The following is a 26,360-nucleotide window of genomic DNA, read 5'->3' on the forward strand; positions in this document are numbered from 1 at the left end:
TGCTACAAATATCTAATGGAACAATGAGGGAAAGTATGAAAAAAGTAGCTGTAGATGATCTTAAGCCGGGAATGAAACTGGCAAAGGATATTATCCTGGACGACGGCCGGTTCCTGCTTCTTAAGGGGTTTACGCTAAAAAAACGGTTTCTTGAAAAAATTCGTCTTTACAACATTCCATATGTTTATGTTGAGGATGACAGCGAAGAAACTGAATATGTAAGCGAAGAAAAGATATACTCGGAAACATTCCACACCATCAAGAACATCATGCAGGCCGTCCGTGAGGGCAGCGACATTGACGTGGATTCGGTAAAAAAGACCATATGCCAGATTATATGCAGAATAATAAATAACGACAGCGTTTTTATGAACCTGACGGGTATACGTGACATCGACAATTACACTTACCTGCATTCGGTGGATGTTTGCATCTATTCGATAATTGCCGGCAAAAACATGAACCTGCCGATGGAATTGCTCAACAATCTCGCCCTCGGGGCAATACTCCACGACATAGGAAAATGCAAAGTACCCCTGGAAATTCTGAATAAACCCGCAAGACTTACCGACAGCGAATACGAGATTGTCAAAAAACATTCCGAATACGGCTATGAAATACTGACCAAAACTTCAGGCCTGAATGAGGAAATTGCAAAAATAGCACTGAACCATCATGAACACTGGAACGGCAACGGATACCCCAGAGGTCTTAAAGGCGAAGAAATTGATTTATTGTCCCGTATTGTCGCCATTGCCGATGTTTATGACGCCCTTACTGCAAACCGCGTTTACAGGAAGAGATTCATGCCTCACGAAGCGGCGGAATATATAATCGCCAATTCCGGAACCCAGTTTGATCCGCAGATTGTAAACGTGTTTATCCAAAGCATTTCGGTATACCCGCCCGATATTATAGTTATGCTGAACACGGGCGAAATTGCGAGGGTTCTGGAAACAAAAGGCCCTCCTTCCATCAGGCCGAAAGTAATGGTTATTACCCGGAAAGAAGGGCCTCCTGTATTTGAACCTTACGAAGTGGATCTGTCAAAAAACCCTGAGTATAATATAGTAGACATAATAAGTTAAATACCCGCCGCGCGTCTCATTGCTTCGGCCTTGTCGGTTTTCTCCCATGTGAAATCCTCATCTTCACGGCCAAAATGCCCATATGCGGCGGTTTTACGGTATATCGGCCGTCTCAGCTTCAGGTCGCGGATTATTGCGTCGGGCCGCAGATCGAAGTGTTCCTTTACTATTTCAAGTATTCTCTCATCATCTATCTTTCCTGTCCCGAAAGTGTCGACCATAATTGAAACAGGATGGGCCACACCAATAGCATAGGCAATCTGTACTTCGCACCTGGATGCCAGACCGGCTGCTACTATGTTTTTTGCCACATATCTCGCGGCGTATGCGCCCGAACGGTCCACCTTCGTGGGATCCTTGCCCGAGAAAGCCCCGCCGCCGTGGCGGCCCATTCCGCCATAGGTATCCACAATTATCTTCCTTCCCGTAAGCCCTGAATCTCCCTGAGGCCCGCCTACAACAAACCTTCCCGTGGGGTTTATGAAATACTTCGTTCCGTCATCCAGCAAATTTGCCGGGATTACAGGTCTTATAACATATTCCATGATGTCATTTCTGATTTTTAAATAATCCACATCGGGGCTGTGCTGCGCCGAAACAACCACGGTATCCACCCTTACAGGCCTTCCGTCCGCATATTCGACCGTTACCTGCGTTTTTCCGTCGGGTCTTAAATAGTCCAGAATCCCCTGCTTACGCACATCGGTGAGCCTTTTCGCCAGCTTGTGAGCCAGTGAAATGGGCATCGGCATAAGCTCAGGTGTTTCATCACACGCAAACCCGAACACCATTCCCTGATCCCCGGCACCTGTAACGCCCACTTCGCCGTGATTATCCGCATCCCTGTATTCCAGCGCCTTATTAACCCCTAATGCAATATCCGGCGACTGCTCATCTATAGAGGTTATAACGGCACACGTGTCACAGTCGAAGCCATATTTGGCCCTGTCGTAGCCAATATCGCGTATCGTATCCCTGACTATTTTCGGGATGTCCACATAGCACTTCGTTGAAATTTCGCCCATGACAATTACTAAACCCGTGGTTACCGCGGTTTCACATGCAACCCTTGCCATCGGGTCCTCTGAAATAATTGCGTCAAGTATTGCGTCTGAGATATTATCACATATCTTGTCAGGATGACCTTCAGTAACCGATTCCGATGTAAACAGCATTCTTGCCATACCAACAACTCCCTTACCTATATTTAATATCTTCCGTGAGACATGAGATCATTCGATATTGAATAAGTAATGCCTTCGTCACAGTAATTAAAAAAAAATCTCTTCCATGAAGAGATTTGCCTTGCTCCTCATCTCTCAGGAATTAATCCTGCAGGATTTGGCACCGTGCAAATGCCGGTTGCCGGGTTTCATAGGGCGCAGTCCCTCCACCTCTCTTGATAAGGATATACCGTATTAAGTTATACAACTTGTCCGCTGTTTATAATAGCATACCACAGACTGGAAATCAAGGCTTGGATGCGTGGGGATGCAAACCGGACTTCCGGACGTTTTCGTACCGGTAAAACCGCATTAATAACGGGGTTTGTGTTTTCACAAACCCCATTCCGTTATTCCTTCTCAAACATGTCCTTGCCGACACCGCAGTCCGGACAGACCCAATCGTCCGGCAAATCTTCAAAAGGCGTTCCCGGCGCTATACCATGCTCAGGATCTCCTACCTCCGGATCATAAACATAACCGCATACAGTGCAAACCCACTTTTCCATAAAAACACCCCTTTCCACTACCTTCTTTAAATATACCACTATCCTCTTTACAGGACAACCCATATTTTTCAGATAATTTTCCGTTTCTAACAAATTATTGCATATGGGGATTTAAAAGCTTTCCGCCGGTCCTGTGATATTTCCATAAGGCATACTGCAGCCCGTCGGCAATGGTTTCGCTCATTTTCATAACAAGGCTAAGCCTGGTATTCTGAAGAACCATGAAATCCATAAATCCGCCATGGTTTACAATACCTGTGATATGGATATCGCCGGTTTCAGGCAAATCCTTTTTCAAACCCGAGCCCGGTTTCAGAGGCCCTTTTGCCACTTTTATATAACCTATGTTCCCATGCGTTCCAAGACATGCATCCACGGCTATTATAAAATTATTTGGGATATCTCTGTTTATTCTTTCCAGCGTTTCTTTTAGATTCACCGCATGAACCGGATGATCCAGTGTCCCGACAACCAAAGCGCTTAAAGTGCGATACCGGCTCAGCCTGTATCCTACCAGTGGCCCCAGGGAATCCCCCGTGGATCTGTCTGTGCCTATGCATAAAATAACAATTTTTTCATTGGAACTCAGGCCTGACAGATGTTTAAGTACCGCCCGCCCTACCTCCAGAACCGCATTGCTCTTGTAAACATCAATCCAATCCTTCAATATTCCTTCTCCTTTTCCATACCCATCCTGTTTCCAGCTATTTAATGATTATTCCCCTGTGAGGCATTCTTATGCATTGCAACCGAACAATCCCGGAAATTAATGCTATTCTGCTTTGCAGTGGCGGCGGGGCGGATTGTTCCATAATTAAATAATGTCGAAACGGCAATTTCCATTGCGGCTGTTTGTATTTTATGTTAATATATGTTTAATAACCGAAAAAATTCTTTAATATAACACATTGCTTTTACGGGGCTGAAAATTCAGTGTGTTCCGTGAAACACGGGTGTTCTTTTCAAGCCTCGTTATATAATTTAAGGACAGGCAGGATAACGTATGTTTTCACCTTATTTTTCCTCAGGGAATTCAAGCTTCAAGTTTATATTGGACATACTCGACGGCATGGACGACTGGGTGCGTGTTGTGGACCGCTCCAATTCGGTTATTTTCATAAACCGATCCATGGAAAGGGATCTGGGGATACGGGATCTTGCAGGGAAAAAATGCTATGAAATTATGGGCTGCGGCGATCCCTGCGATAACTGCATAACCGATAAGGCGGTTTTTGAAGGCAAATCCTGCAAAAAGATAGAGGTATTCAACAACAGGATTTTTTCGGTAATGAGCTCGCCCATCATAGCCGACGACGGGAACGTGTATTATGCCGTTGAGGTTCTGCGGGATATTACGAAGGAAAAGGAAATGGAAAGGGAACTGATAAGGCAGAACCAGAAGCTGCAGCATGACCTGGAAATGGCCAGGAAGCTTCAGATGCAGCTTTTGCCTCGGAAAAATGTAAAAATCCCGGGCCTGGATTTTGCTTACCTTTATCAGCCATGCGACGATTTAAGCGGCGATATGGTAAACATCTTCCAGGTTGACAGGGATCGTGTCGGCATTTATATAGCCGACGTGTCGGGGCATGGGGTGTCTGCTTCAATGCTTACCATATTTATAATATCCACACTGAACCAAAAGACCCGTTCACCCTCAAGGGCTCTGTACAGGCTGTTCAGGCAGTACAATCTGGGTGACTTTGACAAGGATTCCTATATTACCATATTCTACGGGATATATAATACCCGTACCCGTGTATTAACCTATTCCAATGCCGGGCATAACTGCGCTCCTGTGATAATAGGCCGGAACGGCGTTAAAAAGCTGTATATGCCCGCCATACCCATAAGCAATTGGGTTGACGATCCCAAATATTACGACGCAACCATACAACTGGATACGGGTGACAGATTGTTCCTGTACACCGACGGTGTAGCGGATCAATGGCTTGAAGAGCCGGGAAAAATTACATCCGACGGCTTTATTATGGAAACGCTGAGCGAGAAAAACAGTGATTTGCAGGCAATCCTGAACAAAATATACGATTATGTACATACCCGTCTTGAAAATATAGGCGTAAGACAAAAAGACGATATAACCATGGCTTTGATGCAGCCGGTTCAGTCAAAAGGCTGCTGAGAACATTACATTTCTCTTCTTCTGTCGCATACATTTCACGCGCGAAAACCGGGCAGAATAAATTATAAAACCATTGCACAGCGGCCGTTTCCGGCATTGCGCAATATCCTTTCGGTGCAAATTTTTACTCTTTACAAAAGAACATATGTTCGGTTATAATAATAGCATGAACGTAAAAAATCTGTCTCCGAAGTAATACCAAAGGTGGTTCTCAATGAAAATTCTTATGCGGCCTGTGGACATGATTAGCTATACAACAAAAGACGGGGCTGTTTACCCGGTTAAATTCCGTATAAGCGACGACAGGGATGAAAACAGGGTCATTCGGATAGACAGGGTGGTATCCCGCCGCGAGGAGAAGCTTGCCGGAAACCGCATGCTGGTTTTTACCGTGAAAAGCGTGATTAACGGTACCGAGTGCCTCTATGAAATGAAATACGAGCTCAGCACGTGTAAATGGTTTCTTTACAAAATTTAACCTCACTTTTTAAGAGTCATCATGATATCCCGGAAAACTTGTTTTTCGGGTACATCGGGCAAAGGCTCAAGCATCATATCGGCTTTTTTTAAGATAGCGATCAATCCAGGCACGGGTATCATCAATACCGCCCGAATTCAGGATTTCATTTATTATAAGCCCAACCTCCGCGTCGCTTACCTTTTTGTCAGCCATTATCCCTGAAACGGTTTCGGCAAAGGCGGGGTTTTTTCTTAATGCTATAATCAGGGGAATGGTAATTATTCCCTCCTTTATATCATTTCCTCTCGGCTTTCCCGTTTTTGCCTCATCCCCCACAAGATTCAGAACATCGTCGTACATCTGAAATGCCATACCGAAATAAAAGCCGAATTTCACAAGATTCTTCTGAACCTTTTCATCACATCCCGAAAGAAAGGCACCTTCGCCGCAGGAAAAAGCAAACAGCGCCGAAGTTTTCCTGGCAATTCTTTTCAGGTACGTGAAAAGGGATATGCTCAAATCAAATCTGCTGAAAAACTGTTCAATTTCAGCTTCACATATGGATTTTAAGCCTCCTGCGATTTTTTCAAGCCTGTCTTCGGGCAGACTTTTTGAAAGCAGAAGCACAGCCCGGGTCAAAAGAAAATCGCCCATGTAAACCGCTATTTTGTCACCGTAAAGTTTATTGGCAGTAGCCTTTCCCCGCCTCGTATCGGCGTCGTCAATGACATCGTCGTGCACAAGGGTTGCCATATGGAGAATTTCAATACCCGCAGCGGCGTCGTATATTTTTTCATTCTCCTGTTTTCCAAACCCCGCCGCAAGTATCGTAAAAGCGGGTCTGAGCCTTTTCCCGCCTGAAGAAAGCGTATGAAGAAACTCCTCGAAGGGTTTGCTTCTGCATCTGAGGCTTTTTTGAATTATTTCCTCAACCTTTGCCAGTTTTTGTTTTATCTCCGGGTAATTGTCCCACAGCATCGGGTTTCTCCTTATTGCCGTTATTCCGCTTTTATTCCGATTTGCAAAAATTCTATTATTTATTATTTTAGCCAGGCTGTTAAAAATTCTTAAGCATTATTAAAAGAAACAGTCAAAAAAGGAATTTTTATTCTAAAAAGAAAAGCCCCGGAAGGGCTTGGAGCTAATATTTATTTACCTCCCTTTGCCTTTGCCAGGGCATCCTTAGCTGCTTCCTGGAATGCTTTCCATGAGCTTGTTGCACCGGTTATCGAATCAACCTTTTCCACATCCTGAGTCTCTACCAGTTTCTCGGCATACTGTTTCGATGCCTCAAGAGCGGCCTGCGCCTTCTTGTAATTTTCCTCCCCGGAATCTTTTCCGTATGATTCATCCTTTAACGAACCGTCAGCGTTATACTGTAAGAATTCTGCCGATTCAATCTTTCCGTCCTTGACCTCAATCTTCACAATCCCGTAGCCGCCGCGGCTGTCAGGTGTGCTCTGTCCTTCATATGTTCCGTCCTGCAATTTTGACTGTGATGTTCCTCCACATGCGGTCAGTGCAACAAGCAGACACACTGACATTAATAATGCTCCTATTTTCCTCACTGTTATCACCCCGTAATGATTTAATTTTAACAATCAAAGCTATGCACCCTTTTTCTTTACCCAGAAAAAGCGGTAATAAAACAAAAATTTAACAACCTTATTGTTCTATATTATTTTATGAAATATAATAAAATTATACTTACATGAGAAAATAAGTCAATCATCAGGATAATTTTTTTAATATATTTAAATGAGGTGGTAAACATATTATTGATTTACAATAAACAATATTAACGCTTTTAAAAAACTGGAGGTGTACCAATGTCATACAGGGTTGTTGTCCTTGGGGCGGGTTATGCAGGTATTGAGGCGGCCATGACCCTGCACAAGAAAAAGAAAAAAACCGATAATATCGAAATTATCCTGATCGATAAAAATCCATATCATACATTTCTGACCGAGCTTCACGAAGTGGCAGGTAACCGGGTGGACGCCGAAGCCGTTACCTATCCGCTTAATAAAATCTTCCGTTATACCGATGTACGCGTAATTCAGGATGAAATTGTCAGTTATGACTTTGAAAATAACAAAATCTTTTCAGAAAAACGTGAATACCCCTATGACTATCTTATAATCGCCGCGGGAAGCAATCCGAATTACTATGGAATACCCGGTATGAAAGAAAACGCGTTCTCCCTCTGGTCTTACGAAGATGCGCTGAGAATCCGCGGGCATATAGAAGACTGCTTTATAAAGGCATCACAGGAAACCGATCCCGAACTGAGGAGGAAACTTTTAACCATTGTTGTGGGTGGCGGCGGTTTTACAGGCGTAGAAGCCGTAGGAGAAATTGCCATATGGGTTAAATCCCTTTGCCGCGAGTACGGCATAAACAGATCCGAAGTAAGGCTGTACCTTGTCGAGGCATTGCCTGATATACTTCGCACAATGAAGGAAAAGAACCGGATAAAGGCAACAAAATACCTGAAAAACAGGCTGAAGGTTGAGGTTTTGACCAATACCACCATTACAAAGCTGGAGGACGACAAACTGTATTTCGGAGACGGAAGCAGTATCCTCACATCCACGGTTATCTGGACCGCCGGCGTGAAAGCCTGCGACATGACCAATAAAATGAATCTCCCAAAAGGACATGCCTGCCGCATTGAAGTGGACGAATACACACAGGTAAAAGGCTTTGATAATGTATATGCGGTAGGTGATATAGCACTTTTTATCCACGAAGGCCAAGCATTGCCCGCCATGGTTGAAACAGCCCTCCAGACCGGTAAGGCAGCGGCAATGAACATTCTGCGTTCGATACGCGGAGAAGAGAAAAAGAAGCTTGAACCTAAATATCACGGCATGATGGTTTCGGTGGGTTATTATTTTGCCGTTGCCGAAATCATGGGTGTTTCGCTTAACAGGCTTTTTGCCGTTATTATGAAACATCTCGTAAACATGCATTATTATTTTGGAATTGGCGGATTTGAACTTGTTTTTCGCTACCTTAAGCATGAATTCCTGTATAAACGCCAGCACAAGCCGGCACTGGAAGCATTTATCACGAAAAAGACCATGCTGGTATGGCTTGTTCCGCTAAGGCTGTATATTGGCTATTACTGGCTGATGGAAGGTTTAAAAAAGGCATGGGACGGATGGTTTGTGGTTGAAATGCTGGCAGGCCGGGCAACCGACGCTGAAGCGACCGCATCGTTAACCGAGGAAGGCCGGAAAGTATTCCGTATTGTTTCCGAGCATACTCCACAGTGGTACGAATGGATTGTCGATCATGTTATCCTTCCGCGCCCCATGCTTTTCCAGTATCTGATTGTTTTGACCGAAATAGGTTTGGGGCTTGCGTTTATTACAGGTACATTTACCATTCTTGCCGCAATCGTCGGCATTGGGTTAAATATTAACTTCCTGTTGTCCACCGGAATGTACCCTGAAACTTACTGGCTGATACCCGCGCAGATAGCCATGTTCCAGGATGCCGGGAAATCCTTCGGCGTGGACTATTACTTAATCCCTTATCTCACAAGGCAGTGGAGATACTTTGTAAGGAACAGGAAAATCAAACTTAACCTGTTCAGGGAATAAAGCAATGAAATATACGAAATGAAACATAAATATCAGTGCTGTCACGCTGTGTATAAATACAGAAGGCCGCACTGATATTTTATTTTTTATTCAATCATTGGCTTCCGCATGGTCTGGCAGCTCATTACGCCGGCTTATTATGCTTCCGAAAACAAAGGCAAGAATCCGGTAAATAACAAGCCCTGCGGCAGCACCCGCGCAGTCAATAAATACATCGGACGCCTTCGCTCCCCGCCCGGGAACGTACAACTGGTGAATTTCATCCGACACCGCATAAAGCGCGCATAAAAAGAACGACAAAAGCGCGCTTTTATTCATAGGAAATCCGCTTCGCCGGAACGCGTTCATTGCCAGAAGCCCTAATACCAGATAGCAAAAAAAGTGGGCGTTTTTCCTGATTATGTGGTTTAAAACCTTGGCGTTAATCTCGGCTTCAGGTTTTACTTTTTCCACGGTCTTAACAACAATATCGGTTACTCCGCCACTCAGCTGATTGGACTGTTCCGCAACCTGCGCTGACAGACAGAAAATAACCACCATCCATAAAACAACTGCTGCCCAGGATATTTTTTTATACATCTGCCCGTAATCCTTTTAATTTACTTTAAAGTCAAATTTCCGGATATATACTGCAAATTATACCAGTCAAACATCAATTTGTATATATTTTTATTTGCAGTTGGGACATATGCCGTATATTTCAAGCTTATGACCCGTAAGTTCAAAACCCTGTTTATTGCACATTTCCCGCGCATATTCGTCAATCGGACAATCCTCTATGGATATCATCCGGTTGCACACGGTGCAGACAAGATGATGCTTGTGCTCTACCCTTTTGTATTCGTACATTGACTTATTGAAATCCATTAACGTGGTTTTTTCAACCAAGCCGTTCTTCAGCAGGACATCCATTGTCCTGTATACCGTTGAAAGATTAACAGACGTAATCATGTTTCTTAAAAGGTTAAAAACCTCTTCGACGGTCATCGGAGTTTCAGCGCCATCCAGTATTTCAAGGACTTTAACCCTTACATTTGTAATTCTGAGCCCTTTTTGCATAAGCAATTTGCGATAAACGTTATTTTCAGCCAACTCAATCCTCTCCCCGAATTTTAACCGCTCTTTTTATCCTTTCTTTAAAGCTTTTGACCAAAAGTGTGGCTACCAGCGTCAGAACCCCCGTCATAACAATGGTTCCTCCGGGCTTCAAATCCAGGTAGTACGAAAGGAAAAGCCCCGTCACGACAAAAAACACCGAAAACAGAACCGAAAAAACAACGGTTTTTTTATAGCTTTTCGCAATCTGCATCGACACTGCTACGGGAAGCACCATCATCGACGAAACCACAAGCGTTCCCACTACCCGCGAGGATATAGAGATTGTAACGGCGGTCAGAACGGTAAAAATAACGGTCACCAGTTTCACAGGTATGCCTGCAAGCCTTGCCGACTCCTCGTCAAAAGTTACGTAAAACAAAGCCCTGTAAAGCAAAAGGAACATTGCAAGCACTACAACCGAAAGCCCTATTATCAGGTATTTCTCAAAGGGATTTATCGCCATCAGGCTTCCGAAAAGGAAACTGTTGAAATTCCCGCTTGTGACAAATCCCGAAAGTATCGCCGCAAGCCCTATACCGAAAGACATGATTACCGCTGTTGATATTTCGCCGTATTTTGGAATAGCGCTGCGTATTTTTTCAATACACAGTGAGGCAATCACCGCAAACACCACGGCGCTTAGAATGGGATTTATGCCGAAAACCAGACCTGCAGCTACACCGGCAAGCGAAATATGGGATAACGCATCACCCATTATGGAAAGCCTTCTTAACACAACAACAGTCCCTATGCATGGAATTATAGCCGCGATTAAAATGCCGACGATAAAGGCATTAACCATAAAATCATACTTAAACATTTCCAGCATCAGTTGTTCACCTGCCTTGCGTGACCGCAGAACCGGCACAGCCGGCTTTGGATTTTTACAGGATAACCATATACATCCGAAACAATGTCACCAGCTTCGGGGTCCTTCATATCATGCACCGAAAGCCCTTTTTCTTCAAGGACTATCAGTTTGTTCGCGTGGGCGGTTATCGCCCCTATATCATGGGTTACCATTATTATTGTAATCCCCAGTTCGCTGTTCAGCCTTGCCAGAAGGCAGTACAGCGCTTCCTCGGATTTGGCGTCAATTCCCACCGTCGGTTCGTCCAAAAACATTATTTCAGGCTCGGTTACAAGTACCCGGGCAATAAAAACCCTCTGCTGCTGTCCTCCCGAAAGCCTTCCGATCATTTTATCGCCATAGTCCTGCATTCCCACTTTTTTCAGCGCTTCGTTGATTCTCCGGTTATAATCCCGCAGCTTTCTTTGAAAAAGGCCCTTGTTTGCAAGCAGGGCTGCGCCCACAATTTCGTTTACCGTTGCGGGAAAATCACCGTTGAAGCTGTTGGCTTTCTGGGAAACATAACCTATTTTCGGCCATTCGCTGAATTTTCTTATATCCTCGCCAAAAATCCTTATCTGCCCCGCTTCGGGAGTAAGTATCCCCAGCATAAGCTTAATCAGCGTACTTTTCCCAGAGCCGTTAGGGCCGATAATACCGACAAAATCGCCTTTGTTCACCGAAAAGCTCACGTTTTTAAAAATATATTTCTTCTGATACGCAAATGTTAAATTTTCAACTTCCAGTATACGCATATGCTCCCCCTACCGTAAGGCTTCCGACAAAGCTTTCAGGTTTTCTTCCATTATTGAGAAATAGTCCTTTCCGGCTTTCAAATCCTCTTCGGTTAATCCTTCAATGGCGCTCAGGACCGCGGTGCGAATTCCCGTTTCCCGCGCGACTGCGTCAACAACCTTGGAACTGGAAAGGCTGTCGTAAAAAATAACCTTTATATTGTGTGCCCTGATAAAGTCAATAATTTCTTTCATTTTCGCCGCTGTGGGTTCCGAATCCCCCGTAACATTCTCCAGCGCAAACTGCTCAAGGCCGTACGCATTGCATAAATAGCCATAGGCCGCATGGGAAACCACTATTTCCTTACGCGAAAAGCCTTTAGCCGCTTCCTTGAATTTCCTGTCCAGCTCATCCAGTTTTTCGGCATAATAATTGTAGTTTTTTTCATAATAGTCGCTGTTTTCGGCGTCGGCCAGTACCAGCGCGTCCTTAATCGCCTTCATCTGAATTTTTGCATTCATTGGGTTAAGCCAGACATGCGGATCATATCCATCTTCCGGATGCCCGTCCTCCGTTTCCTCTTCACCATGTCCGTGGGAATGGGCTGATTCCTGCAGCGCAATGCCTTTCGACGTCTCCACCGCAATAAGGTTTTTGTTACTAACCGCGTCCAGGACTTTTTCAACCCAGCCTTCCATTCCCGCACCGCTGTATATGAACAAATCGGCCTCCGCCAGGCCTGCAATATCCTTCGGGCTCGGCTCCCAGTCATGGGGTTCCATTCCCGACGGCACCATATTTATAACGTTAACTTTTTCGCCGCCTATTTTGGACGCAAAATCGTACATTACAAAAAAGCTTGTGTAGACGGTTATTTTGCCGTCATCGTTTTTCACCCCGCCCGAACTGCATGAAGAAAGTACCAAAGAAATAACAAGCGCCATTAATGCCGCTGAAAATTTTTTCTTCTTATGCGGGTTTCCGGACAAATCTGCCTGCTTTGAATGTTTGTTTTTTAATATTTCCGCACAGATATTCCTGTTCCGCATATTTCTTTCTCCCGTATTATTTTTTATATAAATGCAAATGCTTTGCATTTGCATATTATACTGTATTTTTTCCAAAAAATAAATACCCTATTCAAAATTTTGCGGAAACGGAACAAAACCTTTCACAACTTAATTTGTCTTTGCAAGTGAGGGACCTGAGAAAAATTTCAGAAGCTATTTTGAGAGTATACGCATATTATGATATGAGGTCATGATTTTCAAGGCAAAAAGAGAGACGCCCACCATACGGCTTTTGGCCAGTGAGCGTCTTTTGGGGTTTATATATTTGAACTGTTAGGGGGGGGTAGACCTATATAAAATTACAGATCAGGCTGTTATGTATTATTCATAAACTTTAACAGAGCTTACCATCCGGTGCTCTTCAACCACTTTACCGTTAACATATACATATCCCGTCGCAACGGAACGGTACATGTTGTCGCTCATTACATACCACGTTCCGCCTGCCCCGCAAAGATCTCCGGCTTCAGTTGAAGACCATGTTTTTATAGTTTTCCACTCATAATTTTTGATGTCATACTGCTGAAGTTCAACTACCACCTTTAACTCATCGGCGTTAAAAGCGTTTAACAGAGCGCTGCATGTAGCTTTTCCATACCTGTTAATGTCAAAGTAGTGCGTCATTGTGTTAATATATTTAAACATCGGCCTTACGATTGTGCCATCGGCTGTCACATCCCTGCTGACGGCTAAGGTGGGAACTGAGAACACTGACAGGATAAGACACAGAATCAATAAAACCTTTAATGCTTTTTTCATCTTTCCACCTCCTTCTGTTAATAAAACAAGCGAAGGTGAATTTTTGTTACACTTTTTCATAAAATTTTTTTATTTTTTTTCCAGGCTTTCTGCGATAAATATCAACTTTTTTTCGTCCAAATTAGATGTCATATGAAAACTAAACTCTTCATTATTCCAAATCAGAATATTTTTATCCCCTTTTTGAGTAAGCAGAGCCTTTTTGTCGTTAACCTTCACCTCTCTCTTTTCCCCGCTCTCGGTATCCAGACTCATCTCTGTTCCATTTGGAGTCTGAATAAAATAAATATATTCATTGTCATCATTGACAAATTTAATTACTCTGATTCCTTCTATCTCCCTTGCACTTTTAATGTAAAAACCCTCGGGTATATATGCCGGAAAATAGTAATCGCTCCATCCGCTGATTGCATTGTTTTCATCGGATATTTCCATGGTTTTTGCATTTGAAAACTCCTTATGGTCGGTGAAAAACAGGTTGTATATATGCACTCTGAAAGCCTCCACGCTGAGGGTGAGGGTTATAAGCGAAAACAGCAACGCAAGAAGGATAACCGCCACTCTCGACGATGTGTTTCTGAATTTGGCGATAAACCTTTGCCGGCTTTTTCTTCCCTTCACGCTGTTAATATACCGATAGACCCGTTCGTCCAGCGTTTCAGGAATTTCTATTTTATCTATTTCCTCCTTCAGATTCTCGGTTTCCGCGCATATGTTGTCTATATGGCATTCCCCGATGTAATCATAAAACGCCGTCATCAGCTTGTTCAGCCTTTCCTCTTTTCTACTCTTTTGTATTTTCATAATATTCACCTTTCATAATCTCGTGCAGAGCCTTCCGGGCACGGTGCAGTTTCACCCTTACATTGCCTTCCGTGGTATTCAGCAGATAGGCTATCTCCTCAATCGAAAACTGGTATGTATACCGTAATACCAGAACATCGGCGTATTCGGGATTTATGGATGCCAGTTTTCTTGCCACCCATTCGGCATTTTCAATTTTTAACATATACTCTTCAGGATTTATATTGGTATCACTTGAATCAAAAAGCCTCTCCATGGAAAAATCCAACAGTCTCCTTTTTTTATTATAAACGTTTATAGCGATGTTTCTTACTATAATAACAAGAAAGGCTTTCGTTTTGTTACACTTAATGTCATCAATTTTGTCCAGATACTCGCATACTTTTATTATTGCCATGTGAACTACGTCTTCCGCCTCATGATAGTCCTTCAGTATGCTGTATGCCGTATAGAACAGAAGTTTTCTGTATTCCCTGTATATTTCCTCAATTTTGTTACGAACCGGTTCATTATCCATTACAATGCCCGTGATTAGCATATCCGGCGTCTCCTGAAAAATTTGCCAAAACTTTTGTATGAATACCTTTGCATGTATAAAATAACATTAATCTACATTATATGTCAATCAGGATATGTTTCTCACAGGATTGCACCAATAATGAAAGATTTGAAATGATTATAATATTTATCCGTGTTTCGGGGATTATTCTGTCGAGAAAAGAAAAAAACAGGGTTATTATTTGAGATATGAACGGTAAACCCTGATGCCACCCTGTTTTTCCACGTCTTCCACATTTCCGAAGTTTTCTTCCATTATCCTTTTGTAAGTTGAACCGCCTTTATTGTGATATGCAACCAGCCATAACGCGCCGCCAGGCTCCAAATGTTCCACTGCTTCCTGTATCAGTTGCGTAACCACCTTTTTCCCCGCGGTTATCGGAGGGTTCGTAACAATATCGTCAAAACGGCTGTCACCGACGCTTTCGTACAAATTTCCCCTTACTACTTTAACCCAAAGATTGTTCCTCTCGGCGTTTTTTTGGGCATACGCTACCGCCCGTTCGTTTATGTCGGTCAATGTAACAATCAGTTGGGGATAAAGAGCTTTTATAAAAAGCCCGATTGCACCGTAACCGCAGCCCATGTCAAGAACCGTCCTGCCCGTTGGCCTGAAAGTTTCAATCAAAAGGCGGGAAGCCTTGTCAATGCGGGTGTCAAATGCAAACACACCGCTTACCGAAACAAATTCCAGCGTTTTATTTCTGTAAGTTTCGGTAAAAACCTTTTCCTTTATTTCCGATGTCGGCTTTTCGGTGTAATAATGCTCATTCATTTCTCTTCTCCCTGTCCTGTAAATATTTTTTTAACGCCTGGTATCCCGGATGTTTTCTTACACTTTCCAGGTCCTTATCCTTTTCCGCATAGCTCAGGAACTCGGGATTCAGCCTTGCGGCGCGGACCACATCCAGAAAGGCTTCTTCTATATTGCCCGCCATTGCAAGAAAACACGCCCGGTTATAATAAAGGGACGGAACTCCGGGATTGCAGCGTATACCCTCACTTATTACCAGAATAGCCCTGTCCAGCTTTTTTTCCTCCTTGTACAAAAGGGACAGGTTTAAAAAACTGTAAGGGTATTTTTTATACCTTTTGATGGATTCCAAGTAACATTCCTGGGCTTTTTTGTCATAGCCCATTTTGGCATAAACAACGCCCAGGTTAAACAATATCCTGTGATGTTCGGGGATTATTTCAAGGGCTTTACGGAAATAATTCAGCGCTTCAACGTTCATATTCAGTTCTTCGCATATTGAGCCGGCATTGTTATGAGCCCAGAAGTTTTCCGGATCCAGCGCAATAACTTTTTTATAGCACTCCAGGGCATTGGCTTTATCCCCTTTTTCATACAGGGCATTGGCCATGAAAAAACACGCCGGTATATAATCAGCTTTAACATTTATGGACTTTTTATACCAGGTAATTGCATCCTCGTACCTCTTCTTATTGTCGTAAAGTATTGCAATTCCGTAATAAGCTCTTGGATCCTGAGGATGCAGTTTAATAACTTTATGATATATCCTGGCAGCACGGTAGATTCTGCCCATCCGGTCATATACCAGCGCAAGGTTTATGGAAATCCACGGAAATTTCCATCCTGTTATATAATTAACAAGACCGTATATACACAGTCCAATATACAATCTGACCCTTTTCATCGCCGCTTTCAGCTTCCGCGTTTTTTTCTTAACTCCCCGTTTCGCCATAGTCTTCATCTCATACAATACTCCGACCTTATGCGAATGTATTAAATAACAAACGTGGATATAATAAAAACAATCGAAAAGGCTATTAAAAACATATGAATATTTCTGTCAACCCTGGTATAGGCAAGTTCTTTCATCCGTGTGCGGCCAATATCGCCCCGGTAGCATCTTGCCTCCATCGCGGTCGCAAGTTCCTCAGCCCTTTTGAATGCACTTACGAAAAGCGGTATAAGCACAGGTATGAAACTTTTGGCCCTTTCAATAAAATTCCCGGTATCAAAATCTGCGCCTCTCGATGACTGGGCCTTTATTATTCTGTCGGTCTCTTCTAATAATGTCGGAATAAAACGCAGCGCAATTGACATCATCATCGCCATTTCATGCACCGGGACCTTTATTTTTTTCAAAGGCCGCATAAGTTTTTCCAGCCCGTCGGTCAGCTGAATCGGAGTTGTGGTAAACGTCAAAATCGAACCTATGATAACCATTAACGAAAGCCTTACTGCTACTATGACTGCCTGAAGAATTCCTTCCAGAGTGATTTTAAACGATCCTACCGAAACAAGCACGGTGTTTCCCTGGTATGCAAAAATGTTTATCACGGCGGTCAATATAAGGATTATTAACAGCGGTTTTATACCCCTCAGTGTATATTTCACCGGGATTTCACTGACTACGAGGATTATGCCGACAAGCGCAAGCATCATAACATAACCGTATATGTTATTCGCGGTGAAAAGCGCAATCAGCAGCAGAAAGGTCCATATTATTTTGGTTCTCGGGTCTGCCCTGTGCAATATTGAATTTCCCGGAATATACTGACCCATCGTTATGTTTTTTATCATAATGATCCCTCTGACGACTATAACCTTTTATAACTTTAACAATTCCCCAAATCCATTACCTCATTTTTTTAATACTCTTTTCAGTTCCTCAATTCCTTCTTCCACCGTCAATATATCTTTTCTTACAAACGGAAATTTTTTATTAAGGCGATAAAAAATCTCGGTTATCTGGGGCACGTCCAACCCCATTTCAGCAAGGAATTCCCGTTTTGAGAATACTTCACGGGTTTTTCCCGCCAAAACCAGTTTTCCGTGATTCATAACCGCCACTCTGTCACAATAATACGCAACATGCTCCATTGTATGTGAAACCACAATAATTGTAGTATTTTTTTCCTTCCTCAGTTTCAGCAGAAATTGATACATTTCGGTACTGCCGGCCGGATCAAGGCCTGCCGTGGGTTCATCCAGCACAAGAATTTCCGGATTCATTGCAATAACCCCTGCGATGGCAACCCTTCGTTTCTGACCCCCCGACAGTTCAAACGGCGATCTGCCCAGAACCTCTTTTGGCAAACCGGTAATTTCGGCAGCCTCGATAACCCGTTTTTCAATTTCCTCATCGGGCAGTCCCATTTTCTTAAGCCCAAATGCTATGTCTTTTTCAACCGTTTCCTCAAACAACTGATCTTCAGGATTCTGAAAAATCAACCCCACTCTCCTGCGCAATTCTTTCAAAGCCTTCCCCTTTGGAACTATACCCGCTACGTTTATGCTTCCCTCGGTGGGAGTAAGAAGGCCGTTTAAATGCTGAATGAGGGTTGACTTGCCCGAACCTGTCTGCCCTATTATTCCAAGGATTTCTCCCCTGTATACGTCCAGCGAGACATTGTCAAGGGCTTTTCTTTCATATGGCGTGCCGGGCATGTAGACATATGAAAGGTTTTTTATTTCTATAATCTTTTCCCTGGATTCGGTAATCCCGTCCGGGCTTTCATGAGTCCTTTCCTGCTTCCTGCTGTCAACAAAATCAAGTTTCAGCAGCACTTTCTCCAGCTCATCCATTAAAACGGGTATTTCCCCGCCTTTGACAATACCTTCGTTAACCGCCCTGATATACAGTGAAGTCACCTCCGGTATGTCCAGGCCCGCCTTTTTCAGTATTTCAGAATTGGCGAAAACCTCTCTCGGCGTGCCTTCCAGCACAAGACTCCCCCTGTTTATAACCATAACCCTGTCGGCATGGGCGGCTTCATCCATATGATGGGTTATCAGTATGACGGTGATTCCGTCCTCCTTGTTCAGTTTCTGAAGTATCCTTATAACATCCCTGCGGCCTGTCGGATCAAGCATTGATGTGGCTTCATCCAGCACAAGGCACTTCGGATTCATCGCAAGCACACCTGCAATCGCGACTCTTTGCTTCTGACCTCCTGAAAGCATATGGGGTGAATGATGTATGTATTTAAGCATATTCACCTTTTCCAGCGATTCATTAACTCTCTTCCGTATCTCTTCAGGGGCAACGCCGAGATTTTCAGGACCAAAAGCCACATCTTCCTCAACCGTCGTGGCAACAATCTGGTTGTCCGGATTTTGGAAAACCATTCCCACCTGACTTCTTATTTCCCAGATAAGGTCTTCGGCATTGGTGTATTTGCCGAATACGCATACAGTGCCCCCTGTCGGAAGCAAAAGCGCATTCAGGTGCTTTGCGAGGGTTGATTTGCCCGAACCGTTTCTTCCGACTATCGCGACAAACTCACCTTCATTTATTGAAAAGGATATATTATTCAAAGCCCTGGCAGGCTCGTTTCCTCCACGGCTTAAATAAACATGTTCCAAATCTTTTGCAACTATTGCTTCCATGCTGATACTCCAATATAAAAAAATTGATGAAATTGCACTGCAATTTCAACCAATCCGAACAAAATTTTATTATTAAAACAAAGGAGAACGAAAATTTCCGCTCTCCCCTCATGAAGTGCCGTTATTTATTACACAAGCTCAAGTATTACCATGTTTGCCCCGTCTCCTCTTCGCGGCCCTATCTTATACATTCTTGTAAAACCGCTTGTCCTGTTTTGTTCCTTATAACGCGGGGCAATCTCATCCAGCAGTTTGTTTGCAAGGTTTATGTTCTTGCCGTTCTTGTCCTTGACTCTGTAAAGCCATGAAATCATCATTCTTCTTGCATGAAGTCTTGAAGGGCTGTCAACAGGCTTCATTTCGGTCTTTACTTCCCTTTCAACAACTTCATAGCTTCTGTCGTTCTTTGATTTCTTGGACTTGGTCATTTTATTTCCCTTGCTGTCAAGAACGGGCGCACTTATTTTAACCTGTTTGGTTGTAAAGTTATCGCACTCCTTAACAGCCATAGCAATCAACCTGTCTGCAATAGGCGCAACCTCTTTGGCCCTTGCTTCGGTTGTTTCAATTCTTCCATACATAATAAGTGAAGTTACCAGACTTCTCAGCATAGCCTTTCTCTGATCTGTCGGTCTTCCCAGTTTCCTTTGCCAAGGCATTGTAAGTTCCCTCCTTATAGTTTTTTATCAGCTGTCTTCAGACGGGGCCAAAGACAACCCCAGGGCCTCCAGTTTCTGTATTACTTCTTCAAGAGACTTACGCCCCAGGTTCCTCACTTTCATCATCTCTTCAGGCGTCTTGCTGATAAGCTCCTCAACGGTGTTTATGCCGGCTCGTTTCAGACAATTGTAGGAACGTACCGAAAGATCCAGTTCCTCAATCGTCATTTCGAGCACCTTTTCCTTCTTCGTCTCTTCCTTTTCCACCATGATTTCCGCATCTTTTGCGTGCTCGGTCAGATTTATGAACAGGTTCAGGTGCTCACTCAGTATTTTTGCAGCAAGACTTATCGCCTCGTCGGGATGGATGCTGCCGTTCGTCCAGACTTCTATCGTAAGCTTGTCATAATCGGTTACCTGACCTACACGGGTATCTTCCACTGTGTAGTTTACTTTTTTAACCGGTGTATAAATTGAATCGACGGGAATTATACCAATAGGCTGGTTAGGCTTTTTGTTTTTCTCAGCAGGTACATATCCGCGGCCCCTGTCCACTATCATTTCCATATACAGCCGATGATTTCCGCTGATAGTTGCTATATGCAGATCGGGATTCAGAATCTCCACGTCCGCGTCTGTCTTAATATCGCCTGCTTTTATTTCACCGTCGCCTTCATAATCAATATAAATTACCTTTGGACCGTCTGAATGAAGTCTCAGCGAAAGTTCCTTAATGTTCAGTATGATTTCGGTTACATCTTCCACAACGCCCGGAATGGTTGAAAATTCATGCAGCACGCCGTCTATCTTTATTGAAGTCACCGCAGCCCCCGGAAGTGAAGAAAGCAATACACGCCTCAGAGAATTTCCCAAAGTAATCCCATATCCTCTTTCGAGCGGCTCAACTACAAACTTCCCGTAGGTGAAGTCCTCGGCCATTTCCACACATTCAATTTTCGGCTTTTCAATTTCTATCATCAAAGACCCTCCCTGTTACACTTAATTACAACGCGGAATGCTTAACAGGCGCAATCCGCTTAAACGAGGGCAACCATAAAAGCAGTTGCTTATTGCAGAGGCTATATCGGTTACTTCGAGTACAACTCAACAATAAGATGCTCTTCAATCGGCAGATCGATATCTTCTCTTGCAGGCAATGTAACAACCCGGCCTTTCATATTCTCATGATCGACTTCAAGCCATTTCGGTACAGTCCTGCCTCCAGTAACTTCGAGGATTTCCTTGAAACGCTCCAGTTTCCTGCTCTTTTCAGCCACTTCAACCACATCACCTTCCCTAACCAGGTAGGAAGGAATATTCACTCTTTTTCCGTTTACAAGGAAGTGGCCGTGGGTAATCAGCTGACGTGCTTCTGCTCTTGATGTACCGAAACCCATTCTGTATACTACATTGTCCAGGCGGCTTTCAAGAATTTGAAGCAGGATTTCACCGGTAATTCCCTTTCTGCGGATAGCCATTTCATAATATTTTCTGAACTGGCTTTCAAGAACTCCGTAAAAGCGTTTCGCCTTCTGCTTTTCACGAAGCTGTATGCCGTATTCGGACAGCTTCTTCCTCTGCTGGCCGTGCATACCCGGTGCATAAGACCTTCTCTCGATAGCACATTTATTCGAATAGCATCTTTCACCCTTCAGGAAAAGCTTTTGACCTTCCCTGCGGCACAATCTACAAGATGCACCTGTATATCTTGCCATTTATATTTACACCTCCGACTAAATTCACAAGTTTTATCAGGTCCTGCATTAACAAACAACCCTTAACCGTTATTTTGCATAATGTTTACGGACCATCTACTCTTATAAATTATCGACAACATACGTTATTTCCAATCAATTTGTTTATACTCTTCTTCTCTTTGGAGGCCTGCAACCGTTATGGGGAATGGGCGTAACATCCTTTATCATTGTTACCTCAAGTCCTGCAGCCTGCAGCGCGCGTATTGCCGCTTCACGTCCTGCACCGGGACCTTTAACATATACAGCCACCGATTTCATTCCATGATCCATAGCTGCTTTTGCTGCTGCCTCCGCTGCCTGCTGTGCCGCAAAAGGAGTACTCTTCTTCGAGCCCTTAAAGCCCAGCGCTCCTGCACTTGCCCATGCAATTGTATTTCCCTGGACATCAGTGATTGTTACGATTGTATTATTGAAAGAGGAATGAATGTGCGCACATCCACGCTCAACATTCTTTTTCTCTCTTTTTTTTCTTGTTCTACGAGCAACTTTAGCTGCCATTTAATAACCAACCTCCCGTTATTTCTTCTTGTTGGCCACCGTTTTCTTCGGGCCTTTTCTTGTTCTTGCGTTGGTTCTTGTCCTCTGACCACGCACAGGCAATCCCATTCTGTGTCTTCTTCCCCGGTAGCATCCGATATCTATCAGCCTTTTGATATTCATCGCAATTTCTCTTCTGAGATCACCTTCAACAACATATTCCTTTTCGATGGTCTCTCTGAGCCTGTTGATTTCATCGTCCGTAAGGTCTTTTACCCGGGTATCGGGATTAATGCCTGTTTTCTCCAATATCTGCTTAGACCGGGTCCTTCCTATTCCAAATATATAGGTCAACCCTATTTCAACCCTTTTATCTCTTGGCAGATCAACACCTGCAATACGAGCCAATTTTTTACACCTCCGAAAGCATTCGCATTTTATATGACCTTTTACCGAATAATACTTCTGCCTGGCAATGCCGTCAGTGATTATATTATTCCTGCAATTATACCCAACTTCAACATATCTATATAAAAGGTTCAAAAGCAACAAACAAATTTTGTTGCAGCCGCGGTTTTTGAACCCTTATTTTCGTTCGGGTTCCGAAAAATCCGGAACCATATTCAGCTTTTTTATATTTTCCTTCACCCAAAAAGCAACTTTCCGTTATCCCTGGCGCTGTTTATGCTTAGGGTTTTCACAGATTACCATTACTCTGCCTTTCCTGCGAATAATCTTGCATTTTTCGCATATTTTTTTTACTGAAGGTTTAACTTTCATAATCCGACCCTCCCGTCATAAATGTGCGTTTTGTTATTTTCCTCTCCAGGTTATACGTCCTCGGGTAAGGTCGTATGGCGACATTTCCACTGTGACCTTATCACCGGGTAAAATCCTGATATAATGCATTCTCAGTTTACCTGAAATATGAGCAAGGATTTTATGGCCATTTTCAAGCTCAACCCTGAACATTGCATTAGGCATTGCTTCAATAACCCTACCTTCAACCTCGATTACATCTTCCTTTGACAAATCGACACCCTCCTTAACTTTCCTCCTCCAGAATTTTTTTCATTTCCTTTATTGCCTTCCGAATGTCAGCGTTCAGCGGCATTCTGCCGCTTTTTAAAATCTCAGCAATATTTTCAGCCACCAAATCCGTATATTTTAAGTGCTTAATCCTTTTCTTTTTAGGTTTCTCAACGGGTCTTAAATCCCCGTCGCAAACCAGCACAAAATCTTCATCCACTATACCGATAACTATGAACAGTTTACCTTTATCCCTGCCTGCCTTGGAGTACGCAACCCTGCCAATCACAGGATTTGACCAGTCCATTCAAATCATCCTTTTTAGGGCTTAACTACTATATTTTAAAGTAATTTCAATGGTTTTTCAAGCTATTAATAAAATTTTCATTCTGTCAGTATTTCGGGCTCGTTTTCGGTCACAACAATGGTGTTTTCATAATGGGCAGACAGCTTTCCGTCTTTCGTAACCACCGTCCACTTATTGCTCAGTATATCCACTTCCCAGCGTCCTTCGTTAACCATGGGTTCGATTGCCAAAGTCATGCCTTTACGCAACCGCGGGCCGCGTTCCAGTGTGACAAAATTCGGTATCTGTGGTTCCTCATGCATCTCTCTTCCGATGCCATGCCCAACAAAATCACGGACTACCGAATAGCCGTTCTGTTCAACGTACTGCTGAATCGCCCGCGATATGTCCCGGATTCTCATGCCTTCCCTGGCCATTTCAATGCCCTTGTAAAAACTTTCCCTTGTAACTGCAATCAGCCTTTTTGCTTCCGGAGATACTTTTCCCACTTCGTAAGTCCTTGCCGCATCTCCATGGTAACCTTCATATATCGCACCTATGTCGATGCTGACAATGTCTCCTTCTTTCAGAGGTATATCATTTGGTATACCATGAATGACTTCGTGGTTTACCGAGGCACAGATACTGGCCGGGAAGTCAATCCCTCCGTACGGATTTGGTACACCTTTAAAAGAAGGAATACCACCCAATTTCCGGATGACTTCCTCCGCAGCTCTGTCAAGTTCCCTGGTTGTTATCCCCGGCGCTATCAGTTCCTCTATCCTGCGATGTGCCATCGCCACTATATATCCGGCCTTTCGCATCAGGTCTATTTCCCGCTGCGATTTTATTGTTATCATCACTATCGCCTACTTTTTCAACAACGCTTCCATTATTTCGCTGGTGGTTTCCAGAATGGCTTTCGTACCATCAAACTGAAGAAGCAAACCTTTTTCCTTATAATAACCTATCAGCGGTTCAGTTTTTTCATGATAGGTTTTCAGTCTTTCGATGACGGTTTCTTCCTTATCGTCGTCGCGAATTATCAGTTCATCGCCGCATGAATCGCACTTGCCTTCAACCCTGGGAGGATTCGTGACAACATGATAAGCCATGCCACATCTTCTGCATACCCTTCTGCCTGCCATTCTCTTCACGATAACTTCATCGGGGACTTCAAGGTTGATTACAGCGTCCAGTTTCAGTCCCATACCTTTTAAAACTTCGTCAAGCTGCTCAGCCTGTGGTATTGTACGAGGAAAACCGTCAAGCAAAAACCCGTTGCTGCAGTCAGGCTTCTGTATCCTGTCCTTCACAATGCTGACCGTCAGATCGTCGGGTACCAGAAGCCCCTGATCTATATACTCCTTTGCTTTCTTTCCCAGTTCGGTTCCCTCTTTAATATTGGCCCTGAAAATGTCTCCCGTTGAAATATGGGGAATATTAAGCCTTTGCGACAGATTAACAGCCTGTGTACCTTTCCCCGCACCGGGAGCTCCTAACAAAATCAGTCTCATTGCCAAACACCTTCTACGAATTCAGGTTTTGGCAGGAGCAAGGACAAAGCCCCCTCCTGCCGATTATTCTTTAATCCAGGAATCCTTTGTAATGTCTCAGCATAAGCTGCGATTCTATCTGTCTTACCGTCTCTATGGCCACACTGACCAAAATCAGCAGCGATGTCCCGCCCAGCCATACGTTGGATATCTTAGTAAATGCCTGAAGCAAGCTTGGCAACACTGTAACCAGCGCGAGGAAAAACGCCCCGAACCATGTTACGCGGTTAAGTACTTTTGTAATATAGTCGGCTGTAGGTTTCCCCGGCCTTATACCTGGTACAAATCCTCCGTTTTTCTTGATGTTATTTGCAAGCTCTATCGGGTTAAACGCAATCATTGTATAGAAGAATGTAAAGAACATAACCAGCAGAGCATATGCTATAGTGAACCACCATTTGTCGTTGATATTTTTAAGGTAAGTCAATACCGGCCCTGTTTCCTTCGAACCCCATATCAGGTTTATTATCGTGGGCGGGAATGTCATTATCGACATTGCAAAGATTATCGGCATTACTCCGGCGGAGTTTACCTTGATGGGTATATGCGTACTCTGCCCGCCGTACATTTTGCGTCCTACCACTCGCTTTGCATACTGAACGGGGATTCTTCTTTCGGCCTCCTGCACATAAACAACAAGTGCGATCATTGCAATCATGACAAGGATTATAACAACCAGCACAATGTATCCCACAACCCCCGGGCCGAGAATTTCAGCCCTGAGGTATTCATACAGTATGGCTGCAAGAGAAGGACCTCTGCTCAATATTCCGGTGAAAATCAGCAGTGAAATTCCGTTCCCTATACCGTATTCGGTAATCTGTTCTCCCAGCCACATCAGAAACGCCGTACCTGCGGTAAAGGTCAGCGTTATTGTCAGATAGGACCAGAAATTCCTTCTTACGACCGCATCTCTGATACCTGCATACATGGCCGATGCCTGTATAAATCCAAGTATCACAGTACTGTAACGTGTCCACTGGGCCAGGATCTTTCTTCCATGCTCTCCTTCCTTTGAGAGCTGTTCAAGTTTTGGAATGGCAATGGTCAGTAACTGAATTATAATAGAGGCAGTAATATATGGTGAAATAGACATGGAGAATATACTGGCATTACTGAAAGCGCCACCCGATATTATATTAATAAAACCAAACAAAGAGCTTCCAGTCTGAGCCAACTGCGATAATGCTGCCGCACTTAAGCCTGGTACCGGAATGTGAGTACCAAGCCGGAAAATCAACAGCATCAGTACTGTCATCAGCATCCTCTTGCGAAGTTCAGGGACTTTCCAGGCATTCCTGATGGATGCCACCATGTTATTCGCCATA

32 protein-coding genes and 1 riboswitch are annotated in these 26,360 nt (G+C 43.7%); of the genes, 4 read left to right on the plus strand and 28 right to left on the minus strand.

The window, feature by feature from the left end:
• Window positions 1-35: 35 nt before the first annotated feature.
• The gene (locus CST_RS12120) at window positions 36-1,088 is read left to right on the plus strand and encodes an HD-GYP domain-containing protein (RefSeq protein WP_015360218.1); all 1,053 of its coding nucleotides are present in this window, start codon (window positions 36-38) and stop codon (window positions 1,086-1,088) included.
• On the opposite strand, the gene metK is transcribed toward CST_RS12120, so the two are convergent.
• The 3 genes from metK to yyaC all read right to left on the minus strand — a co-directional run bounded on the left by metK (window position 1,085) and on the right by yyaC (window position 3,487).
• The gene (gene metK, locus CST_RS12125) at window positions 1,085-2,272 is read right to left on the minus strand and encodes a methionine adenosyltransferase (protein ID WP_015360219.1); all 1,188 of its coding nucleotides are present in this window, start codon (window positions 2,270-2,272) and stop codon (window positions 1,085-1,087) included. The two genes, CST_RS12120 and metK, sit on opposite strands and share 4 nt — an antisense overlap.
• A 125-nt stretch (window positions 2,273-2,397) precedes the next feature.
• A riboswitch (SAM riboswitch) is annotated at window positions 2,398-2,497 on the minus strand.
• Window positions 2,498-2,661: 164 nt separating this feature from the next.
• Window positions 2,662-2,820 (minus strand): rubredoxin, encoded by a 159-nt coding sequence (rd, locus tag CST_RS12130; RefSeq protein WP_034837621.1) that lies wholly within the window; start codon window positions 2,818-2,820, stop codon window positions 2,662-2,664.
• 94 nt (window positions 2,821-2,914) lie between these two features.
• A complete protein-coding gene (gene yyaC / locus CST_RS12135; RefSeq protein WP_015360221.1) occupies window positions 2,915-3,487 on the minus strand; it encodes a spore protease YyaC in 573 nt (190 codons plus the stop codon).
• 336 nt (window positions 3,488-3,823) lie between these two features.
• On the opposite strand from yyaC, the gene CST_RS12140 reads away from it, so the two are divergent.
• Window positions 3,824-4,963, plus strand: a complete 1,140-nt coding sequence (locus tag CST_RS12140) for a SpoIIE family protein phosphatase (protein WP_015360223.1) — start codon at window positions 3,824-3,826, stop codon at window positions 4,961-4,963.
• Window positions 4,964-5,177: 214 nt separating this feature from the next.
• Window positions 5,178-5,441, plus strand: coding sequence for a hypothetical protein (locus CST_RS12145; protein WP_015360224.1), 264 nt, complete (start codon window positions 5,178-5,180; stop codon window positions 5,439-5,441).
• 66 nt (window positions 5,442-5,507) lie between these two features.
• Here the strand turns inward: CST_RS12145 and CST_RS12150 are convergent, their stop codons facing one another.
• On the minus strand, window positions 5,508-6,401 hold the full coding sequence (locus CST_RS12150; RefSeq protein ID WP_015360225.1) for a polyprenyl synthetase family protein: 894 nt from the start codon (window positions 6,399-6,401) through the stop codon (window positions 5,508-5,510).
• Window positions 6,402-6,571: 170 nt separating this feature from the next.
• On the minus strand, window positions 6,572-6,967 hold the full coding sequence (locus CST_RS12155) for an FMN-binding protein (RefSeq protein ID WP_015360226.1): 396 nt from the start codon (window positions 6,965-6,967) through the stop codon (window positions 6,572-6,574).
• Window positions 6,968-7,252: 285 nt separating this feature from the next.
• On the opposite strand from CST_RS12155, the gene CST_RS12160 reads away from it, so the two are divergent.
• Entirely contained in the window at window positions 7,253-9,034 is a 1,782-nt protein-coding gene (locus CST_RS12160; RefSeq protein ID WP_015360227.1) for an FAD-dependent oxidoreductase, read from the plus strand.
• A gap of 90 nt (window positions 9,035-9,124) precedes the next feature.
• Here CST_RS12160 and CST_RS12165 read toward each other — a convergent pair whose 3' ends face one another.
• From CST_RS12165 to secY, 23 genes are all read right to left on the minus strand, one after another.
• Window positions 9,125-9,613, minus strand: coding sequence for a VanZ family protein (locus tag CST_RS12165; protein WP_015360228.1), 489 nt, complete (start codon window positions 9,611-9,613; stop codon window positions 9,125-9,127).
• Window positions 9,614-9,703: 90 nt separating this feature from the next.
• Window positions 9,704-10,126 (minus strand): Fur family transcriptional regulator, encoded by a 423-nt coding sequence (locus CST_RS12170; protein WP_015360229.1) that lies wholly within the window; start codon window positions 10,124-10,126, stop codon window positions 9,704-9,706.
• A gap of 1 nt (window position 10,127) precedes the next feature.
• Window positions 10,128-10,961 (minus strand): metal ABC transporter permease, encoded by an 834-nt coding sequence (locus CST_RS12175; RefSeq protein WP_015360230.1) that lies wholly within the window; start codon window positions 10,959-10,961, stop codon window positions 10,128-10,130.
• Entirely contained in the window at window positions 10,961-11,737 is a 777-nt protein-coding gene (locus CST_RS12180; RefSeq protein ID WP_015360231.1) for a metal ABC transporter ATP-binding protein, read from the minus strand. The genes CST_RS12175 and CST_RS12180 overlap by 1 nt, the downstream gene beginning before the upstream one ends.
• Before the next feature lie 9 nt (window positions 11,738-11,746).
• The gene (locus tag CST_RS12185; protein ID WP_015360232.1) at window positions 11,747-12,766 is read right to left on the minus strand and encodes a metal ABC transporter substrate-binding protein; all 1,020 of its coding nucleotides are present in this window, start codon (window positions 12,764-12,766) and stop codon (window positions 11,747-11,749) included.
• Window positions 12,767-13,108: 342 nt separating this feature from the next.
• The gene (locus CST_RS12190) at window positions 13,109-13,546 is read right to left on the minus strand and encodes a hypothetical protein (RefSeq protein WP_015360233.1); all 438 of its coding nucleotides are present in this window, start codon (window positions 13,544-13,546) and stop codon (window positions 13,109-13,111) included.
• A gap of 69 nt (window positions 13,547-13,615) precedes the next feature.
• Window positions 13,616-14,350: a DUF4367 domain-containing protein gene (locus tag CST_RS12195; RefSeq protein WP_015360234.1), complete on the minus strand. Its 735-nt coding sequence runs from the start codon at window positions 14,348-14,350 to the stop codon at window positions 13,616-13,618.
• Complete coding sequence (locus CST_RS12200; RefSeq protein WP_242823560.1) at window positions 14,331-14,867, minus strand: RNA polymerase sigma factor; 537 nt, start codon at window positions 14,865-14,867, stop codon at window positions 14,331-14,333. The genes CST_RS12195 and CST_RS12200 overlap by 20 nt, the downstream gene beginning before the upstream one ends.
• Before the next feature lie 219 nt (window positions 14,868-15,086).
• The gene (locus CST_RS12205) at window positions 15,087-15,683 is read right to left on the minus strand and encodes a class I SAM-dependent methyltransferase (protein WP_015360236.1); all 597 of its coding nucleotides are present in this window, start codon (window positions 15,681-15,683) and stop codon (window positions 15,087-15,089) included.
• Window positions 15,676-16,614: a tetratricopeptide repeat protein gene (locus CST_RS12210; RefSeq protein ID WP_242823561.1), complete on the minus strand. Its 939-nt coding sequence runs from the start codon at window positions 16,612-16,614 to the stop codon at window positions 15,676-15,678. The genes CST_RS12205 and CST_RS12210 overlap by 8 nt, the downstream gene beginning before the upstream one ends.
• 41 nt (window positions 16,615-16,655) lie before the next feature.
• Window positions 16,656-17,459: an energy-coupling factor transporter transmembrane component T family protein gene (locus CST_RS12215; protein ID WP_015360238.1), complete on the minus strand. Its 804-nt coding sequence runs from the start codon at window positions 17,457-17,459 to the stop codon at window positions 16,656-16,658.
• A gap of 60 nt (window positions 17,460-17,519) precedes the next feature.
• Window positions 17,520-19,268 (minus strand): energy-coupling factor transporter ATPase, encoded by a 1,749-nt coding sequence (locus CST_RS12220; protein WP_015360239.1) that lies wholly within the window; start codon window positions 19,266-19,268, stop codon window positions 17,520-17,522.
• A gap of 128 nt (window positions 19,269-19,396) precedes the next feature.
• Window positions 19,397-19,927 (minus strand): bL17 family ribosomal protein, encoded by a 531-nt coding sequence (locus CST_RS12225; protein WP_015360240.1) that lies wholly within the window; start codon window positions 19,925-19,927, stop codon window positions 19,397-19,399.
• Window positions 19,928-19,954: 27 nt separating this feature from the next.
• Window positions 19,955-20,905 (minus strand): DNA-directed RNA polymerase subunit alpha, encoded by a 951-nt coding sequence (locus CST_RS12230; protein ID WP_015360241.1) that lies wholly within the window; start codon window positions 20,903-20,905, stop codon window positions 19,955-19,957.
• Between the two features lie 110 nt (window positions 20,906-21,015).
• Window positions 21,016-21,642 carry a 30S ribosomal protein S4 gene (gene rpsD, locus CST_RS12235; RefSeq protein ID WP_015360242.1) on the minus strand — a complete coding sequence of 209 codons (627 nt, stop codon included), beginning with the start codon at window positions 21,640-21,642 and terminating at the stop codon, window positions 21,016-21,018.
• A gap of 144 nt (window positions 21,643-21,786) precedes the next feature.
• A complete protein-coding gene (gene rpsK / locus CST_RS12240; protein WP_015360243.1) occupies window positions 21,787-22,182 on the minus strand; it encodes a 30S ribosomal protein S11 in 396 nt (131 codons plus the stop codon).
• 18 nt (window positions 22,183-22,200) lie between these two features.
• Window positions 22,201-22,569, minus strand: a complete 369-nt coding sequence (gene rpsM / locus CST_RS12245; RefSeq protein WP_015360244.1) for a 30S ribosomal protein S13 — start codon at window positions 22,567-22,569, stop codon at window positions 22,201-22,203.
• A 258-nt stretch (window positions 22,570-22,827) separates the two neighbouring features.
• Window positions 22,828-22,941 carry a 50S ribosomal protein L36 gene (rpmJ, locus tag CST_RS12250; protein ID WP_015360246.1) on the minus strand — a complete coding sequence of 38 codons (114 nt, stop codon included), beginning with the start codon at window positions 22,939-22,941 and terminating at the stop codon, window positions 22,828-22,830.
• Window positions 22,942-22,974: 33 nt separating this feature from the next.
• On the minus strand, window positions 22,975-23,193 hold the full coding sequence (gene infA, locus CST_RS12255; protein WP_015360247.1) for a translation initiation factor IF-1: 219 nt from the start codon (window positions 23,191-23,193) through the stop codon (window positions 22,975-22,977).
• A 13-nt stretch (window positions 23,194-23,206) separates the two neighbouring features.
• Window positions 23,207-23,497: a KOW domain-containing RNA-binding protein gene (locus CST_RS12260; protein ID WP_015360248.1), complete on the minus strand. Its 291-nt coding sequence runs from the start codon at window positions 23,495-23,497 to the stop codon at window positions 23,207-23,209.
• A gap of 77 nt (window positions 23,498-23,574) precedes the next feature.
• On the minus strand, window positions 23,575-24,336 hold the full coding sequence (map, locus tag CST_RS12265) for a type I methionyl aminopeptidase (RefSeq protein ID WP_015485166.1): 762 nt from the start codon (window positions 24,334-24,336) through the stop codon (window positions 23,575-23,577).
• Between the two features lie 9 nt (window positions 24,337-24,345).
• Entirely contained in the window at window positions 24,346-24,993 is a 648-nt protein-coding gene (locus CST_RS12270; protein ID WP_015360250.1) for an adenylate kinase, read from the minus strand.
• Between the two features lie 70 nt (window positions 24,994-25,063).
• Window positions 25,064-26,359, minus strand: a complete 1,296-nt coding sequence (secY, locus tag CST_RS12275) for a preprotein translocase subunit SecY (protein ID WP_015360251.1) — start codon at window positions 26,357-26,359, stop codon at window positions 25,064-25,066.
• Between the last annotated feature and the right edge of the window lies 1 nt (window position 26,360).

Source organism: Thermoclostridium stercorarium subsp. stercorarium DSM 8532 (genome assembly GCF_000331995.1).
Classification (GTDB): domain Bacteria; phylum Bacillota; class Clostridia; order DSM-8532; family DSM-8532; genus Thermoclostridium; species Thermoclostridium stercorarium.

Excerpts from the sequence above, each read along its gene's own strand:
- CST_RS12120 (WP_015360218.1), top strand. The coding sequence starts at position 36 with ATGAAAAAAGTAGCTGTAGATGATCTTAAGCCGGGAATGAAACTGGCA.
- metK (WP_015360219.1), bottom strand. The coding sequence starts at position 2,272 with ATGGCAAGAATGCTGTTTACATCGGAATCGGTTACTGAAGGTCATCCT.
- rd (WP_034837621.1), bottom strand. The coding sequence starts at position 2,820 with ATGGAAAAGTGGGTTTGCACTGTATGCGGTTATGTTTATGATCCGGAG.
- CST_RS12140 (WP_015360223.1), top strand. The coding sequence starts at position 3,824 with ATGTTTTCACCTTATTTTTCCTCAGGGAATTCAAGCTTCAAGTTTATA.
- CST_RS12145 (WP_015360224.1), top strand. The coding sequence starts at position 5,178 with ATGAAAATTCTTATGCGGCCTGTGGACATGATTAGCTATACAACAAAA.
- CST_RS12150 (WP_015360225.1), bottom strand. The coding sequence starts at position 6,401 with ATGCTGTGGGACAATTACCCGGAGATAAAACAAAAACTGGCAAAGGTT.
- CST_RS12155 (WP_015360226.1), bottom strand. The coding sequence starts at position 6,967 with ATGTCAGTGTGTCTGCTTGTTGCACTGACCGCATGTGGAGGAACATCA.
- CST_RS12160 (WP_015360227.1), top strand. The coding sequence starts at position 7,253 with ATGTCATACAGGGTTGTTGTCCTTGGGGCGGGTTATGCAGGTATTGAG.
- CST_RS12165 (WP_015360228.1), bottom strand. The coding sequence starts at position 9,613 with ATGTATAAAAAAATATCCTGGGCAGCAGTTGTTTTATGGATGGTGGTT.
- CST_RS12175 (WP_015360230.1), bottom strand. The coding sequence starts at position 10,961 with ATGCTGGAAATGTTTAAGTATGATTTTATGGTTAATGCCTTTATCGTC.
- CST_RS12180 (WP_015360231.1), bottom strand. The coding sequence starts at position 11,737 with ATGCGTATACTGGAAGTTGAAAATTTAACATTTGCGTATCAGAAGAAA.
- CST_RS12185 (WP_015360232.1), bottom strand. The coding sequence starts at position 12,766 with ATGCGGAACAGGAATATCTGTGCGGAAATATTAAAAAACAAACATTCA.
- CST_RS12190 (WP_015360233.1), bottom strand. The coding sequence starts at position 13,546 with ATGAAAAAAGCATTAAAGGTTTTATTGATTCTGTGTCTTATCCTGTCA.
- CST_RS12195 (WP_015360234.1), bottom strand. The coding sequence starts at position 14,350 with ATGAAAATACAAAAGAGTAGAAAAGAGGAAAGGCTGAACAAGCTGATG.
- CST_RS12200 (WP_242823560.1), bottom strand. The coding sequence starts at position 14,867 with ATGGATAATGAACCGGTTCGTAACAAAATTGAGGAAATATACAGGGAA.
- CST_RS12205 (WP_015360236.1), bottom strand. The coding sequence starts at position 15,683 with ATGAATGAGCATTATTACACCGAAAAGCCGACATCGGAAATAAAGGAA.
- CST_RS12210 (WP_242823561.1), bottom strand. The coding sequence starts at position 16,614 with ATGGCGAAACGGGGAGTTAAGAAAAAAACGCGGAAGCTGAAAGCGGCG.
- CST_RS12215 (WP_015360238.1), bottom strand. The coding sequence starts at position 17,459 with ATGATAAAAAACATAACGATGGGTCAGTATATTCCGGGAAATTCAATA.
- CST_RS12220 (WP_015360239.1), bottom strand. The coding sequence starts at position 19,268 with ATGGAAGCAATAGTTGCAAAAGATTTGGAACATGTTTATTTAAGCCGT.
- CST_RS12225 (WP_015360240.1), bottom strand. The coding sequence starts at position 19,927 with ATGCCTTGGCAAAGGAAACTGGGAAGACCGACAGATCAGAGAAAGGCT.
- CST_RS12230 (WP_015360241.1), bottom strand. The coding sequence starts at position 20,905 with ATGATAGAAATTGAAAAGCCGAAAATTGAATGTGTGGAAATGGCCGAG.
- rpsD (WP_015360242.1), bottom strand. The coding sequence starts at position 21,642 with ATGGCAAGATATACAGGTGCATCTTGTAGATTGTGCCGCAGGGAAGGT.
- rpsK (WP_015360243.1), bottom strand. The coding sequence starts at position 22,182 with ATGGCAGCTAAAGTTGCTCGTAGAACAAGAAAAAAAAGAGAGAAAAAG.
- rpmJ (WP_015360246.1), bottom strand. The coding sequence starts at position 22,941 with ATGAAAGTTAAACCTTCAGTAAAAAAAATATGCGAAAAATGCAAGATT.
- CST_RS12260 (WP_015360248.1), bottom strand. The coding sequence starts at position 23,497 with ATGGACTGGTCAAATCCTGTGATTGGCAGGGTTGCGTACTCCAAGGCA.
- map (WP_015485166.1), bottom strand. The coding sequence starts at position 24,336 with ATGATAACAATAAAATCGCAGCGGGAAATAGACCTGATGCGAAAGGCC.
- CST_RS12270 (WP_015360250.1), bottom strand. The coding sequence starts at position 24,993 with ATGAGACTGATTTTGTTAGGAGCTCCCGGTGCGGGGAAAGGTACACAG.
- secY (WP_015360251.1), bottom strand. The coding sequence starts at position 26,359 with ATGGCGAATAACATGGTGGCATCCATCAGGAATGCCTGGAAAGTCCCT.